The sequence below is a fragment of the Vibrio sp. TRT 21S02 genome (assembly GCF_050113675.1).
Lineage (GTDB): Bacteria > Pseudomonadota > Gammaproteobacteria > Enterobacterales > Vibrionaceae > Vibrio.
In genome coordinates, this window is sequence record NZ_JBNJOI010000005.1 from 182,189 (window position 1) to 196,790 (window position 14,602).

12 protein-coding genes are annotated in these 14,602 nt (G+C 44.9%); 4 read left to right on the plus strand and 8 right to left on the minus strand.

Going from position 1 to position 14,602, the window contains the following annotated elements:
* Both ACQEXU_RS08595 and lamB read right to left on the minus strand, forming a co-directional pair.
* Positions 1 to 825 (minus strand): MalM family protein, encoded by an 825-nt coding sequence (locus ACQEXU_RS08595; protein WP_427010474.1) that lies wholly within the window; start codon positions 823 to 825, stop codon positions 1 to 3.
* A 115-nt stretch (positions 826 to 940) separates the two neighbouring features.
* Positions 941 to 2,140: a maltoporin LamB gene (gene lamB, locus ACQEXU_RS08600; protein ID WP_427010475.1), complete on the minus strand. Its 1,200-nt coding sequence runs from the start codon at positions 2,138 to 2,140 to the stop codon at positions 941 to 943.
* Positions 2,141 to 2,565: 425 nt separating this feature from the next.
* Here lamB and glgX point away from each other — a divergent pair, with 425 nt between their 5' ends.
* Entirely contained in the window at positions 2,566 to 4,530 is a 1,965-nt protein-coding gene (gene glgX / locus ACQEXU_RS08605) for a glycogen debranching protein GlgX (RefSeq protein ID WP_427010476.1), read from the plus strand.
* 896 nt (positions 4,531 to 5,426) lie between these two features.
* Positions 5,427 to 7,187, plus strand: a complete 1,761-nt coding sequence (locus tag ACQEXU_RS08610) for a sensor domain-containing diguanylate cyclase (protein ID WP_427010477.1) — start codon at positions 5,427 to 5,429, stop codon at positions 7,185 to 7,187.
* A gap of 51 nt (positions 7,188 to 7,238) precedes the next feature.
* On the opposite strand, the gene ACQEXU_RS08615 is transcribed toward ACQEXU_RS08610, so the two are convergent.
* From ACQEXU_RS08615 to ACQEXU_RS08640, 6 genes are all read right to left on the minus strand, one after another.
* Positions 7,239 to 8,072 carry a MurR/RpiR family transcriptional regulator gene (locus ACQEXU_RS08615; protein ID WP_427010478.1) on the minus strand — a complete coding sequence of 278 codons (834 nt, stop codon included), beginning with the start codon at positions 8,070 to 8,072 and terminating at the stop codon, positions 7,239 to 7,241.
* A gap of 82 nt (positions 8,073 to 8,154) precedes the next feature.
* Complete coding sequence (locus ACQEXU_RS08620) at positions 8,155 to 9,024, minus strand: N-acetylneuraminate lyase (protein ID WP_427010479.1); 870 nt, start codon at positions 9,022 to 9,024, stop codon at positions 8,155 to 8,157.
* A gap of 12 nt (positions 9,025 to 9,036) precedes the next feature.
* A complete protein-coding gene (locus ACQEXU_RS08625; RefSeq protein ID WP_427010480.1) occupies positions 9,037 to 9,927 on the minus strand; it encodes a dihydrodipicolinate synthase family protein in 891 nt (296 codons plus the stop codon).
* Positions 9,928 to 9,976: 49 nt separating this feature from the next.
* Entirely contained in the window at positions 9,977 to 11,260 is a 1,284-nt protein-coding gene (siaM, locus tag ACQEXU_RS08630) for a sialic acid TRAP transporter large permease SiaM (protein WP_367989284.1), read from the minus strand.
* 9 nt (positions 11,261 to 11,269) lie between these two features.
* Positions 11,270 to 11,788, minus strand: coding sequence for a TRAP transporter small permease (locus ACQEXU_RS08635; RefSeq protein WP_427010481.1), 519 nt, complete (start codon positions 11,786 to 11,788; stop codon positions 11,270 to 11,272).
* A gap of 39 nt (positions 11,789 to 11,827) precedes the next feature.
* A complete protein-coding gene (locus tag ACQEXU_RS08640; protein ID WP_367989282.1) occupies positions 11,828 to 12,793 on the minus strand; it encodes a sialic acid TRAP transporter substrate-binding protein SiaP in 966 nt (321 codons plus the stop codon).
* 242 nt (positions 12,794 to 13,035) lie between these two features.
* Between ACQEXU_RS08640 and ACQEXU_RS08645 the strand changes: the two genes are divergently transcribed.
* Both ACQEXU_RS08645 and ACQEXU_RS08650 read left to right on the plus strand, forming a co-directional pair.
* On the plus strand, positions 13,036 to 13,734 hold the full coding sequence (locus tag ACQEXU_RS08645; RefSeq protein WP_367989281.1) for a putative N-acetylmannosamine-6-phosphate 2-epimerase: 699 nt from the start codon (positions 13,036 to 13,038) through the stop codon (positions 13,732 to 13,734).
* Positions 13,734 to 14,597: an N-acetylmannosamine kinase gene (locus tag ACQEXU_RS08650; protein ID WP_427010482.1), complete on the plus strand. Its 864-nt coding sequence runs from the start codon at positions 13,734 to 13,736 to the stop codon at positions 14,595 to 14,597. Before ACQEXU_RS08645 ends, ACQEXU_RS08650 begins: the two co-directional genes overlap by 1 nt.
* Positions 14,598 to 14,602: the final 5 nt, after the last annotated feature.

The following is a 14,602-nucleotide window of genomic DNA, read 5'->3' on the forward strand; positions in this document are numbered from 1 at the left end:
CTATTTCTTATTCACGGCCTGAACAAAGATCTGCTGCGCACCTTCGATATTCAGGGCTTTGGCTTCTTCAAGTAAGCTGAGAGCTTTATTGAGATCATTGGCTTCAACCGCCGCTCGAATGGCATTGTGGTAAAAGGCTTGTGTCTCTGGTTGTGGTGCAGCGATACGTTTAGCAGGTGGTGTATCGGTTTTTTCTGCCTCAGTACCAATCCGAATAAAGCCAGCCCCTTTTACGGCAACTTCAATTCGACCTGTGTTGGCATGGGGTTTAGGGATGTCCTTGATCTCTGGTAGATAGTTACCACGAGCCTCCGCATCCAAACGAGCGGGATGGATCACCCCTGTCGTTCCTTTCAATGCTTCCTTTGTGGTGTAGACGATTAAGTACACACTCTCTTCACCATAGGGAGGAAAAAAACGCTTTTCAGCTTCAATGCGATCACCCAGATTCAAACGTGGCTTTCGGTATTCAAAATCCGCACCTTGGTAAGACTCTAGAATTTTACCACTTTTGCTCATGATCACTGCCGACGGATAAAACACCGAATCTTCAATCAAAGATGTAATGGTAATGTCTAACTCACCACGATTTGCAGGGATCTCAAACGCCGCAACCGGGCTCTCAATGCCATTCATGGTTAGGATCTGGCTGCCTTGGGTGATGTCGACCACCACGGAACTTGGCAGCGTCAAAGGCAATTTACTTAAGCCTTCAATCGAGCTGACCATTTGAGCATTTGCAGCGAGCACTTGTTCAACAACTTGCGTTGTTTGACAGCCGGTCAGGGCAACACAACCACTTAAAATCAAAGCACGGAAATACATAAGCGATTCATCCTTCTGGTTATTTTTTTAAATCCTCGGGGGAGAGGGCTTAAAAAAATAGCCGACGGAAAACGCCGGCTAGTAATGACTTAAGACAGTTAGGACAAAGCTGGGTTTACCACCAAGCTTCTACTTGGATACCAACCACGTACTCGGTATCTTCGTTAGTACCGAACGCGTTGTCGTTTTCAGTATCAAGCAAGTATGAACCGTAGACACGTAGCTCTGGACGAGCCCAGAAGCCGTTACCCATCGCCCAAGACTGAGCTACCGTGAACTTACTTAGACCGAAATCTTCTGTTGCAGCACCCGTGCCATCCACACGTTCACCTGCGTTGTAACCTGCTTCAAATACGGTACGCATGGTGTCGTTCCACTTATACATTGGACGCGCCACAAGCGAGTATTGGTCAATATCTAGCTTGCTCGCACCGATATCGGAACCGGCTAAGTAAGCAAGCTGGTGACCCATTTCCCATGATTCACCAAGGTTAACCACACCCCAGTTAATTAAACGGTAACCTGTTGCGTCGTTTTGATCTGCGTTACCACGGTTGTAGTAAGAGCCAGCGCCCCATAGGTTAGCCGCTTGAACACCATAACCATTCGTACCGTATTGCAGTACAGTTTGGTTAAAGCCCATTGACATATTTTGGTGAACAATTGCAGAACCTAAAACGCCATCTTTTGCCGCTTCTGTTGCATCACCTTTATCAGTCGCAAAGTTGTAAGCCAGTGCTAGCTCAAGGCTCGCATCTTGCCACAAACCAATGTTTGCCAAACGTGCGTCAAAGATATAACCCGTTGAATCATCGTGGCTACCATCTTGGATCAACGCAACAGATAGTTTCTGATCACCAACAGAAAGGTTTTGGATACCACCACCGGTACCTGATGTGTTCAAAAAGTAAAAGTCTGTGATGTGAATGTCTTTACGTTGGTAGTATGTCTTACCAGCCCAGATTTCAGCGCTATCATCACCGGCAATCAAACCTTTCGCTTTCACCGCAAACTGAGCAACGTTGAAGTCACTGTCTTCCCAGCCGTTTGCACCTTGCGTACCTGAAGCGATCATCGACTCTAAACGCCAAGTTTGCTCACCTGTTTTTAGCTCTTCAGCAAAACCAAACTCATAGTAGTTGTCGTTTTCATTACCCAAACGACCCACACCATTTTTGTCTACAGAGATATCACCATTGCCCTGACCACTGATTCCTGTTCCAGCGCGGAAATAGCCGTTAAAGTCGACTGCAAACGCCGAACTTGCAGCGAGAGTCGCAGCCACTGCAGCAGCAATTACACTTACTTTTTTCATTATTAACTCCATTTAGGGTTTTGTTTTTTTAGTCTCTCCCCGACAGAACCCATAAAGGCAGAAATAGGCGACATCGAGAAGAGAGGTAAGACGGGGCAAGCCCCCATTCGTTTCAACTGTGAGAAAGGTTACCTAAGGAGGAGAAAGTGCACTTCCTCCACCTCCTGTTTATTTCAGGGGGATGAGTAAGGAGTAGAAAATTTACAGAACACGATTTTATTGCCGCGTGTCACAATATTTGGGTGGAGATATTTGCTGACTGATCAAAATAATCAGAACAAAACGCCAAGCCGCTCACTTTTTTACCTTTGAGCGTCATCAAAATGAAAATAAATTACACTTAAATTAATTGCCCTAGGGCGCTTGACCAAAGAAAGACAAAGACATTTACTTAAGATTCAGAAATACAAAAATAATATTGAACAATGACAGTGACGAATTCTCGCCCGTATCCACTTGGAGCCACACTCGATGAAACGGGGTGCAACTTTTCGATTTATGCCCCAGACAGCCAAGACCTCCAATTGGCGCTCTTTGACGATCAAGGTGGTTACACAACCCACCCGCTGGGCAATGAACAAGCGGGAGTCCGTTATACTCATATCGAGGGTATTCAAGCAGGGCAACGTTATGGCTATCTCTGCACTGTTGCAGACCTAACTCATTATATTTCCGACCCCTATGCCAAATCGCTCGACCAACCACTGACGTATAAGCTGCCTTTTACCGCGGACACCAGTTTTACCTTAGCCAAATGTGTGGTGATCAAAGACGATTTCGACTGGCAAAACGTTGTGGCTCCTAAGCGTTGCAGAAATGAAATGATCCTTTTTGAAACGCATGTGAAAGGCGTCACTATGCTCAATCCACAGGTGGAAGAAGCCTGCCGTGGTAAGTACCTTGGCTTAATCAGCGAAAGCATGCTCAGCTTCTATCGCCAGCAAAATATCAATACCTTACAGCTACTGCCAATCACCGCCTGTATGCATGAACCACACCTGCTGGAAATGCACAAAACCAACTATTGGGGATACAACCCGTATTTGTTCATGGTGCCCGACCCTCGCTATGCAGAGCACGATGCGGTGACTGAATTGAAAACCACAATTCGTGAACTGCATCGACATGGCATTGAAGTGATCATGGATGTGGTCTACAACCATACGGCTGAAGGGGGAGAAGGAGGTCCTACTTTCAACTTAAAAGCATTGGATCATAAGTATTACCTCAAACACGGACACCATTACGCCAACTACACGGGGTGTGGCAATACCGTCGACTTATCGCATCAAGCCTCTCTCAATTTGGTTATGGACACACTGCGCTACTGGGTGAAAGAGTTCCATATTGATGGCTTTCGTTTTGACTTAGCGGCCACACTGGGGCGAGAGGGAGATAACTTCAATTCTGGCAGCGCTTTTTTTAAAGCCGTTGCTCAAGATCCCATCTTACGAGAGGTAAAGCTGATTGCAGAACCTTGGGATATAGGCCCCAATGGTTATCAGGTAGGTCATTTCCCGTTTGGTTGGAACGAATGTAATGATCGCCTTCGCGATATCACACGAAGTTTCTGGCGTGGTGATAAAGGTTATTTAAAAGAGTTTGCGACCCGATTAATGGGCTCTCGCGATCTTTACAGCGCCGCCAATTGGCCCTATCGAATGACGGTGAATTATATCACCTACCATGATGGCTTCTCTTTGCAAGATCTGGTGTCTTACAAGCATAAACACAACGAGGCTAACGGCGAACAAAATCGTGATGGTCATGGAGATAACCGCTCCGACAACTATGGCCACGAAGGCCTCACGACCAGTATCACCATTCAAAGTAAACGCGAGCGACAGAAACGCAACTTCATGGCCAGCTTACTGTTTGCCTTTGGTATTCCCCATATTTTAATGGCTGATGTACTCTCTCACAGCCAAAAAGGTAATAACAACGCCTATTGCCAAGACAACGCCATCAGCTGGCTCAATTGGCAAGAAGCACCATTAAAACACACATTCCGCACTTGGCTTTCTGATATGGTCGCTGCTAGGCAGGAATTTATGGTGCCTTTTATCAAGGCGTTCAGTGGTAAACAGCGTAATTTTAATCGTATTGTTTGGCGCAGAATTGATGGCACAGTGATGGAGCATGACGACTGGAATCAACTTAGTGCGGTGTCATTACATCTAGGCATTAACGAAAAGGGGCAAGAGCTGCTTTACTTGATCAATCAAACCAATGCCCCCGCACGCTTTACCCTTCCGAGCGATAGGGAACAGGACTGGCTAGTAATCTGCGACACCAATCAAACCAGTGTGTTAACCGGACAAGCGCATAAACAAGTGCTTCAGCTTCCGATGTCGATGAGTATTTTGTGTTACCAACCCACTGAGCTGTAACATACATTGAAGAACGGCCACGATAACGTGGCCGTTTGTATTTTTATTGCAATGGTTATTGAGTACTTTTATTACTAAATCAATGCAACACTAACATAGCTGAAATATATACGACTCCATTCTAACGAATATAAATCGAATAAAACGGTCAAAGAAGAGCAGAATTTGAAGTTTTTAATATTGTGAGAAATGATGCTCAGACAGTATACTGAACCTCTTTATCATCCTTGTACAAAATCGCTTTTGACGTAGGAACGCCAACAGGCCACCACTCTCGGGGCTCAGTAATAGTGATGATTCCTTTCATCCTATCTTCCGTTTCTCCACAACGAAATGTTGTTATCTTGCCAGTATAGTGACATAAGAACTGATAACGCTTATCAACGATGAAACAATGTCCGTCCATGTAGACTTTATGTTTCTTTTCACAACAATCACAGTGGGTATTTAATATACAAAATTGCATAAGGCATTCTATAAATTTTATGAAAGACAATATGTTAGTTATAGAATACTTCTGCTTGTGTGCATCCACTAATTTTGTTAATTCGACACAAACCTCAAATTAAACATCTGGCTGAACTGTAAATTGTCACTATTGAGACGAAAAATGGCGATTTAATAGTCAATTAAGCTCATTTATCAATAATATCAATTAATATTCTCTATACAAAAGACTGATTTATAACCCATACGACATAAACATAGAATATAAACTTGTAGTTCATCGCAATAATAGTGGTAATAGTTTGTTTTTTCCCGCCCCAATATAGACGTAGAGTCCAATTTGTTAATTTTATGTACTATTAACTCTGGACTAATATAATTTGATGTGCATGACGAACAAGTTTAAGATACGCGACCAACTACTATAAATCATACAGTTGGCTCCAATCATGGCATTACCTAAAATACTACTCCGCATTCTTAAGCCATATTTGATATTGCTTGTTGTCGGAATGGTATATCTCGCTTACCAACAATTTAAGTCTTCAGAACAAAATGCGTATCAGCAATCTTTCGCCAACTTAAAAACATCTTCACAGTTAATTTCTGCCCAAATTGAAGCTGCCGCCAGCAAGCTTTATTTACTGGATGAAAGTGAAAATTATTCCGATTTTGTTACGACGGCACAACGCTTTCTCAAGCACACTTCAGTTTATTCGGATATTTACTATTTCGACAAAACAAAACAAAAAATACAGTCGATGGCCAATCAACCCTTAAATTCCGATACATTAAATTCTGTAGTCTGGAATTCTCTGTCAAAGCTTTCTCCAAAATTAGAGCTCTCTTCTATTTACGAAAAGCAACCTGGAGATTGGGCGGTTGCTGTTCGTTATACACCAGATTCCATGTACCAAATATGGATTGAGTTTGACTTATTCCACGCAACACAAAATATGCGAGGGTTAAAAACACTCAATCACGGATATGTATTTGTGGTCGATAAAACCACGGGACGTTTGGTATTCCACCCAAATCCTGAACGAATCGGGACACCTTCCATCAGTTACCATGGTGGGATCAGCGAACTGGTTGATTCAGGTCGTAAGTTTGGTACCCAAGAGTACTATTACAAAGATCAGTTCAAGATTTCAGCTTTTGATGCAGACAATCAGCTTAACTGGGTATTTATTTCTGGCACGGATCGCTCTGATATTCTCGCAACGTCTTATCAGTTTTCATTGACCGCCATTGTGATTGCGTCTCTATTGTTCCTTGCGGTGGTGTTTAACTACCTTACTTATCAACTCAACTTGTCCTTAGTTATGTTGAACCAAAAAGAGAACGTTGCGGATTTTAAACTTCATTTAAAAACAATTCTTGACCGTTTTTGCCATCATGATGGCATTCAGTTTTGTCTTTATGATGCCGATTATGGCCACTTCAGCACGGTTGACTACCACGGTAATACCAAGGTTGTGCTGACTAACCCAGACTTAGCCAAACGCTTCACACCACACAGCTTTAACTACCTTGGCAAACAGGATGCAGACCCACTGGCCAAAACATTAAAAGTAAAGGGACGCCACTACTCTATCCCTTTATTCGATAATGACCGATTGATCGCCGTGCTTTACATGAAGGCGATATTCCCAACCTATCGAAGCATTTTAACTATGGTTCGTAACTATTCCGAAGTGGCCTTATCTAATCTTTTGCTTCATAAGCAGCTTCGCTCCAAAGACGTCATGACCCATCTCGATAATAAGCTAACAATACGTGATGTGCTTGAACAACACTTGCATACTGAGCAAGTCTATTTTGCTCTGATTGATATTGACCACTTTAAACGCATTAATGACAACCATGGTCATCAGTGCGGTGATCACGTGATCCTACATACTGCTGATCTGATGCAGAAATGTTTCACCAAACCAGGCGCACTGAGTTTGGCTCGCTACGGCGGCGAGGAGTTCTGTGTGTTATTTCATGCGAATGATGAAAACGATGCCTATGAACAGTGTGAGATGCTGCGCCACTTGGCAGAGAAAGCGATCATTGAACACGAGAGCGAAGAAGTAAAATTCACCATCAGCATCGGAATTACATCAGCAGAAGATAGTCAGCATGCTACTATCGGCCGGGCAGATAAAGCACTCTTCCAAGCAAAAGGGTTGGGCCGCAATCAGGTAGTACTCAATACGTTTTAGCGCACAAAAAAAGCCTGTCGAAAGACAGGCTTTTTAATTTCCACCAGTAACTTAGCCCATGAGTGGCATCACCACTTCCGCAGTCTCTACCACCGCTTCAGAATATTGCGGGTATTGTTCTAGCAAGTTATTGACTAAGACATCCACCAAAAGCAACGCACCTACCTTTGAGGCAAACGCCCCTCCAGTCAGTGGGCCTTCTGGCCTAGCAGCCACTAAAAGCTCAGTAGAGACTGACGTTAGTGGGCTATGACTGATATTGGTTAAAGCTACAACAGGGGTACTGCGCTTTGAAGCTTGGGTCGCTGCGTGGAGCACTTCCTTCGTCGAACCAGAGCTGGAAACCACGAACCATAGATCGCCTTCGCTGCTTTTTACTGCATTCATGGCTGCCATGTGGGTATCTTCAAACATGGTCACTTTCTTACCAATGCGCAGCAGACGATACGCTAGGTAGCGACCGACAATACTGGAAGCACCAATCCCCAAACAACTGATGTAACTCGCGTTATGGACCAACTCACAAATGCGTTGCAGCGACTTACGATCAATCAATTTAGCCGTATCTTGCAAACTGGCTACCGCACTTTGAGCAGACACTTCGCAAATATCACCTTCGATATTTTGTGCTTGTTGACCCGCGTTTTGGCTTAAGTCTACTGCCAGCGCCATACGAAAATCGGAATAGCCTTTGTACCCTAAATCACGACATAGGCGTACAACGGTTGCCTCACTGGTTTCCGTATTGCGTGCTAAGTCGGTGATGGTCTGGAACTGCACGTCATTGGCATTTTCCAGAATATAGTCTGCGACAATACGCAATTTTTTACTGAGAGGTTCAATGTTCGACCTTAATCGAACCAATAAATTTTTACGCGAGCTCACTCTGGCCCCTTATGACTCTCGAATGTGTGCTAAAAGTATCAAACTCATTGACACTTTGATACTGGTAAGACGGCTTTTATCATTAGCAAAAGTGAATATTTTCCAATATTTTTTCAAACTTTTGCTTATGGGTTTGGCTCAGCGGTAAAAACGGCTCTCGGCACACCCCGTAATCAACACCCAGTTCTGTCATGGCAAATTTGATGCTTTGATATAACCCACAATCCAGTAGTTGCTCCGTGACTCGATTCACCTGATGTTGAAGATGCATCGCTTCTTCAAGTCGGCCCTGTTCCATCGCATTATATATAGCGACATACTGGCCAGACATCAGGTTATACGTGCTACCGATACCACCACTTGCTCCCATTTGTAGCCCATTGACCAACATGGTGTCTTCACCGTGAAAAATGACTTGGTTTGCATCGGCATTGCGTAAACGCTCAATAAAGAACATATCGGTCGTGGTATGTTTAATCCCAATCACATTAGGCATTGATGACAGCTCAAGTAATTCACTGTGCGAAAAATTCACCCCTGTCGTGCCCGGAATGTTATAGAGCAACAACGGCAGTGCGGAGTATGCACTGAGTTCACGATAATAATACTCGATTTCTGATTTAGAAAAGCCGTAGTAGAAAGGCGGCGTCGCTGAAATTACCTGATAGCCCCAATCACTTGCAACGTCTGCCAGTTGTTTGGTTTCAAATAGCGAAATAGCACCAACATGAGCAATAAGTGGCACTCGCCCACCATTGATCTCTGCAATCGCTTTGAGCACATCTTTACGCTCACCCAAGCTCATCATAAAACATTCTGATGAGCTACCACCGATATAAAAGCCATGTACACCTTGATTCAGGTGGTGTTCAAACATCGCAGCTAACTTACCAAATTCGATATTCCCTTGGTGGTCAAATGGTGTCATTAAAGGTAAATATATCCCTTTCATCTTGCCTCCTAGTTACAGAAAATCTGCGTCACGTAACTTGGTGAGTACGTCTTCTTTTTGCTCTGCGGTTAATGCACGAATTGGAGTTCTCGGGTCACCAACATCAATCCCATGCAGCTGCATCGCCGCTTTACCCGCAGCGACACCGCCGTACGCTACAAGCACGCGAATAATGGCGATAACTTTATCCATCAAAGAGGCGACTAATGCGTGGTCGCCGGCATGGAAAGCATCAATGATCTTCAAATACAGAGGAGCGGCATAATTGTATGTACTGCCGACAGCGCCAACGGCTCCGACGGCTAAACCTGCAGGTAGAAATTCATCCACACCAAACGGAACATCAAACTTACCATTGGCAACCCGCACACAACGCTGATATTCATACAGATCCATGTTGTTGAATTTGGCGCCCAATAAATTCGGGATACGTTGTTCACCTTTGATCAGGAACTGCTCCAAATCGAGATTTACCCCCGACATTCCTGAGTGATAGTAGTAAAAGCCTTTGGAAGGCGCTGCTGCTGCGATCTGAGCGCAATACTCAACCAAATCATCCACACTGCCGGGTTTAAAGAAGCATGGACCAATGGCCGATGTAGCAAGAATATCGAGCGTTTCAGCATGACGCGTGAGTTCTAACGTATCGACAATGCTCAACGCTCCGGTGTGTACAATTAAATCCAATTTACCATTGCTGGCTTTAACCCAGCGTTCTGCGATTGCTTTGCGCTCTTCGACGCTACAGTGGATCCCTTCACCGGTTGTACCGCAAATGTAAGCCCCTTTCACACCTTGCTCGATCAGCAATTGTGCAATCTGATCAATCACGGCAAGGTTGACGTTATTATTGCGATCAAAAGGCGTGTGAGGTGCAGCGATCAAGCCTGTTAGTTTTTGCATTTTTTTGTCCTGCGATAAGGGGTGACCAACGTTGTTGGCCACCTGTAAATTATTGTCCGTAACCCAGCATTAGCTCAGGAAGCAGTAGCGTAAATTGAGGGAAAACAGCAACTAAAATGAGTACGATGAATAATGGAACCAGCAGCGGGATAACACCGCGGGTCAATGTATGGAATGGAATATCTCCAACACGAGAAACCACATAAAGCGCCATACCCATTGGTGGTGTAAGAATGCCAATCATCAAGTTCAAGATAGCCATCACACCGAAGTGAACCGGGTCAATGCCAACCGCACCCGCAACCGGGACCAAAAATGGCACTAACAGTAGTAGTAAGGCGAGCGACTCAATGAAGGTTCCAAGGAAAAGCAACAATAGGTTGATGAGTAGCAGCAATACCAATGGGTTTTCACTGATTGTGAGGAAGTAATCAGCCAGCATTTGCGGTAGCTGTTCACGTGCGACAATCCAACCAAATACGGTTACACCCATCACCATCAAAGCAACAACTGCGGTGGTGTTGACTGTTTCTTTTAGGATGTCGACAAAGCCTGAAAAAGTCAGTTGCTTGTACACGACCGTACCTAAAAACAGTGCGTAGAGTGAAGAGACGACCGCCGCTTCTGTTGGGGTGAACTTACCTGAAAAAATACCACCAATAATGATCACAGGCGTGAGCAATGAAAGAAACGCTTCTTTAAACGATTTGAACTGCTCACCGCGCGTCGCTTTAGGCAGCGTCATGTAGCCACGTTTTTTACATATGAAGTAGCTCATAACCATCAATGCGACACAGCAAAGCAGCCCTGGAATCGCGCCAGCAAGGAACAACGCCCCGATGGATGTATTAGACACCACACCATAAATAACCAATGGAACTGAAGGTGGAACCAACGGGCCAATGATGCAAGACGCTGCGGTTAAACCACCAGCAAAGTCATCATGGTATTTGGCATCGCGCATTGATTTAATTTCCAACTGCCCTAAGCCACCGGCATCTGCCAGTGCAGAGCCTGACATACCAGAAAACAGAAGGCTTGCCATGATGTTTACATGACCTAAGCTGCCTGTGATATGGCCGACCATAGATTTAGCAAAATTGAAAATACGTTCAGTAATACCGGCACTGTTCATTAAGTGCCCAGTTAGTACGAAAAATGGAACCGCTAGTAGCGTAAAGTTATTGATACCCCCCAGCATTTGCTGAGCGGCAAAGTTAATGCCTGTACTTTGCGTGAGTAACAAAAAGACCAGAGCAACAAAAATGAGTGAGAAACCCACTGGCATCCCTGCAAATAGCAGCGCTAGCCAGCCAAATATTGAACCTGCCATGACAACTCCTTAGCGCTGGGCAACCTGTGATGATGAATCCGATGTTTTACCGCAGTGATGCCACTGCTTGGCAATACCCCACATTTTTTCTGCCTGACGGAGCAACATAAATACCCCACCCAGCGGCAGGCTGTAGTTCATCCATTGGCTTGAGATCCCTAAGGTGATCAGCTCAAAAAATGCGGTTCTCTGTACGTGCTGATATCCGAGATAGATAATCGCAACAATAGAAACGAGTACCGCCGCTTCCAATGAAAGCACCAATGCAAGGCGAAGTTTTTCTGGCAGTTTGTCAGAAAAGAAAGTGATGTTGACGTGCGTACTGCGTTTCACCGCAATCGCACATCCAATTAACGACATATACATGAATAGAACGCGAGCAAGCTCTTCGCTCCAGAGGGAAGGATCATTTAATAACCAACGGGTTCCAATTTGCCAAGTAAGGACAACCAGCAAAGCCGCCATTAATGGCACCGTTAGGATCTCTTCAAAATTATCATAAATCTTACGTAACATCTTAAGCTCCAAGGCTGGCCAATATTGGCCAGCCGAGAGAATGGAATTGAATTACATTGCAGCCAATTTCTTCACGATTGGCTCACCAATTTTGTCTTCAAATTCTTTATACAGTGGCGCCATGGCATCGCGGAACGGTGCTAAGTCAGGATAAGTAACGTTCACCCCTTGCTCTTTAAAGAACGACACCAACTCTTGCTCTTGTTTTTTCACTGAAGCAGTATGTGCCTCACCGGCTTTATGAACGGCTTTGTTGATGACATCGCGTTCTTTGTCAGACAATTTCTGCCATGTCGTTTCTGAAATGATCACCATTTGGTCGTTCACGATGTGATTCGTCATAGCAAGGTTGCTCTGAACTTCGTAAAACTTCATGGTCTTAATTGTTGGCAATGGGTTTTCCTGACCATCAACCGCATTGGTTTGAAGTGCTAGGTAAACTTCAGAGAATGCCATTGGTGTTGGTGATGCCCCTGAAAGTTTGGCGTAATTTAGGTTTGGTTTGGCATTTGGTACACGCAGTTTCAAACCTTTGAAATCTTTGATGCTGTTTAGCGGACGGTTCGACGTGGTTTCACGCGTACCATTGTACCAAGTGTCCAATGCGCGCCAGTTAAACTTCTTCAGCATTTCATCGCGAACGCCCTGCCCAAAGTCAGAATCGAACATACGACGTAAATGGTCAAAATCGCGGGCAACATAAGGTAAGGTCACCGCTTCTGCTCGCGGAATCCAAAGCCCCATACGACCAAACTCCGCATACGTAATATCCAGATCACCTAAGCTCAATTGTTGCAGCATGGCGCGGTCATCACCCAATTGTGCACTTGGGTAAATTGCAATTTTCAGTTCACCATTACTCATCTGCTCAACGGTGTCTGCCATCATCTTCGCAGAGGTATATTCAACCGAGCCTACTGATGCCTGCATCCCCATTTTTAAAGTGGTTGCAGCTTGAGCTGAAACAGCAAATCCAACAGTCAGCAATGCAAGCGTAATTTTGTTTATGGCTTTCATAATGTTCCCTTTATTTATCTGTATTTCACGTTATACGAAAAATTTTTTATTTAATTTGAAAAAAATCTTCGTTTTGGATTATTATGCCCATGAAGATTATTTTCAAACCATGTGGTAATGAAATGTGATCACGTACAAATATTCGCCAGCCTTTATCGTTAAAAGCAGTAAATAGCTTGCTATAACGTCAGGCCAGCTTTAAGCCTTACCCGACTGGAAGGCCCATTTAAAAGAGGCTCAATGTGAAGAATAATTATTTAAATATTAATGACTTAAGAAAGTCACTTGCAGGTCAAACCGTCGTATCTATTCAACCTGTTACTGGGAGCCCTTTGGAGAAAACGGAGTTTATCGTGGCCATGGCCCTTGCCGCGCAGCAAGCCGGTGCAAAAGCTCTTAGAATCGAAGGAGTCTTAAACGTTCGCGCGGTTACGCAGGCGGTCACTATTCCGGTAATTGGTATTGTAAAACACGATTTGGAAGACAGTGATGTACGGATCTCCCCTTTCATTACCGATGTTCAAGCACTCGCTAACGCAGGAGCAACCATTATTGCTTTTGACGCAACCAATCGACCTCGCCCAGAGCCGAGAGACGTGATTGTTACTGCAATCCAACAATCAGGCTGTTTTGCGATGGCTGACTGCAGCTGCTTTGAAGATGGTGCGTGGGCGAACTTAAGTGGTGTCGACATTATTGGCTCAACCCTTTCTGGCTATGTAGGTGGCCCAGAGCCAACGGAGCCAGATCTTCAGCTCGTCAAGCAATTTGCTGATGCAGGTTTCTTTACCATGGCGGAAGGCCGTTACAACACCCCCGAATTGGCTGCTGAAGCAATTCGACATGGTGCCGTTGCCGTCACCGTCGGCTCTGCTCTTACTCGACTAGAAGTCGTCACTCAATGGTTTAACTCAGCCACTCAAGCCGCAGGAGCTCACTAATGCATACTCTCGCTATTGATATCGGCGGCACGAAGATCGCACTCGGATTATTTGAAGATGGAAAAATGAGAAGCCGTCGCCAACTCGCGACACCAATTGCAACCAACACCATCATATTTGCGGAAGAAATTCTCGAACACTGCCAAGACTGGCTCGAAGTGGTCGACAATATTGGCATCTCGACCACTGGGTTAGTCACGCCAGAGGGCATCAGTGCAATCAACCCTGATACACTAGACTTTCCTACTCCCTTCCCTCTGCATACCGCATTAAACGCCATTACCCAAAAGCCTGTTGAAATGCTCAACGACGCACAAGCCGCTGCATGGTTTGAATATCGCCAGCTACAGAATCGCTATCAAAATATTGCTTACATTACTGTCTCAACTGGTGTCGGCGGCGGCATTGTCCTTGATGGGAAATTGCTGAAAGGCGCAAATAATTTAGCGGGACATGTTGGCCATACGGTACTTAGCCTTTCTGGTCCTGAATGTGGCTGCGGCCAACGAGGCTGTGTTGAAGCGATGGCTTCGGGCACGGCTATTCACAAAGCCGCTCTCGAAGTGTTCGATGAAACAATCTCCAATATTGAGCTGTTCGAATTGGCAGAAAAAGATCTCGCTGCCGATCACTTAATTTGTCAAAGCGCCGCCGCAATTGCCACCTTATGTTGTAACCTCAAAGCGTCGCTGGATCTGGACGTAGTGGTATTAGGCGGAGGGATCGGGCTTGCTAAACGCTACTTACAACGTGTCGAACACCATATCTCACAAAAGCCCGCCGTATTTCAGGTACCCATTATCCGAGCTAAAGGTGATTATGATGCCTGTTTATATGGTGCCGCGCAGCAGTTTCAGGAGTAACTAAG

Excerpts from the sequence above, each read along its gene's own strand:
- ACQEXU_RS08595 (WP_427010474.1), bottom strand. The coding sequence starts at position 825 with ATGTATTTCCGTGCTTTGATTTTAAGTGGTTGTGTTGCCCTGACCGGC.
- lamB (WP_427010475.1), bottom strand. The coding sequence starts at position 2,140 with ATGAAAAAAGTAAGTGTAATTGCTGCTGCAGTGGCTGCGACTCTCGCT.
- glgX (WP_427010476.1), top strand. The coding sequence starts at position 2,566 with ATGACAGTGACGAATTCTCGCCCGTATCCACTTGGAGCCACACTCGAT.
- ACQEXU_RS08610 (WP_427010477.1), top strand. The coding sequence starts at position 5,427 with ATGGCATTACCTAAAATACTACTCCGCATTCTTAAGCCATATTTGATA.
- ACQEXU_RS08620 (WP_427010479.1), bottom strand. The coding sequence starts at position 9,024 with ATGAAAGGGATATATTTACCTTTAATGACACCATTTGACCACCAAGGG.
- ACQEXU_RS08625 (WP_427010480.1), bottom strand. The coding sequence starts at position 9,927 with ATGCAAAAACTAACAGGCTTGATCGCTGCACCTCACACGCCTTTTGAT.
- siaM (WP_367989284.1), bottom strand. The coding sequence starts at position 11,260 with ATGGCAGGTTCAATATTTGGCTGGCTAGCGCTGCTATTTGCAGGGATG.
- ACQEXU_RS08640 (WP_367989282.1), bottom strand. The coding sequence starts at position 12,793 with ATGAAAGCCATAAACAAAATTACGCTTGCATTGCTGACTGTTGGATTT.
- ACQEXU_RS08650 (WP_427010482.1), top strand. The coding sequence starts at position 13,734 with ATGCATACTCTCGCTATTGATATCGGCGGCACGAAGATCGCACTCGGA.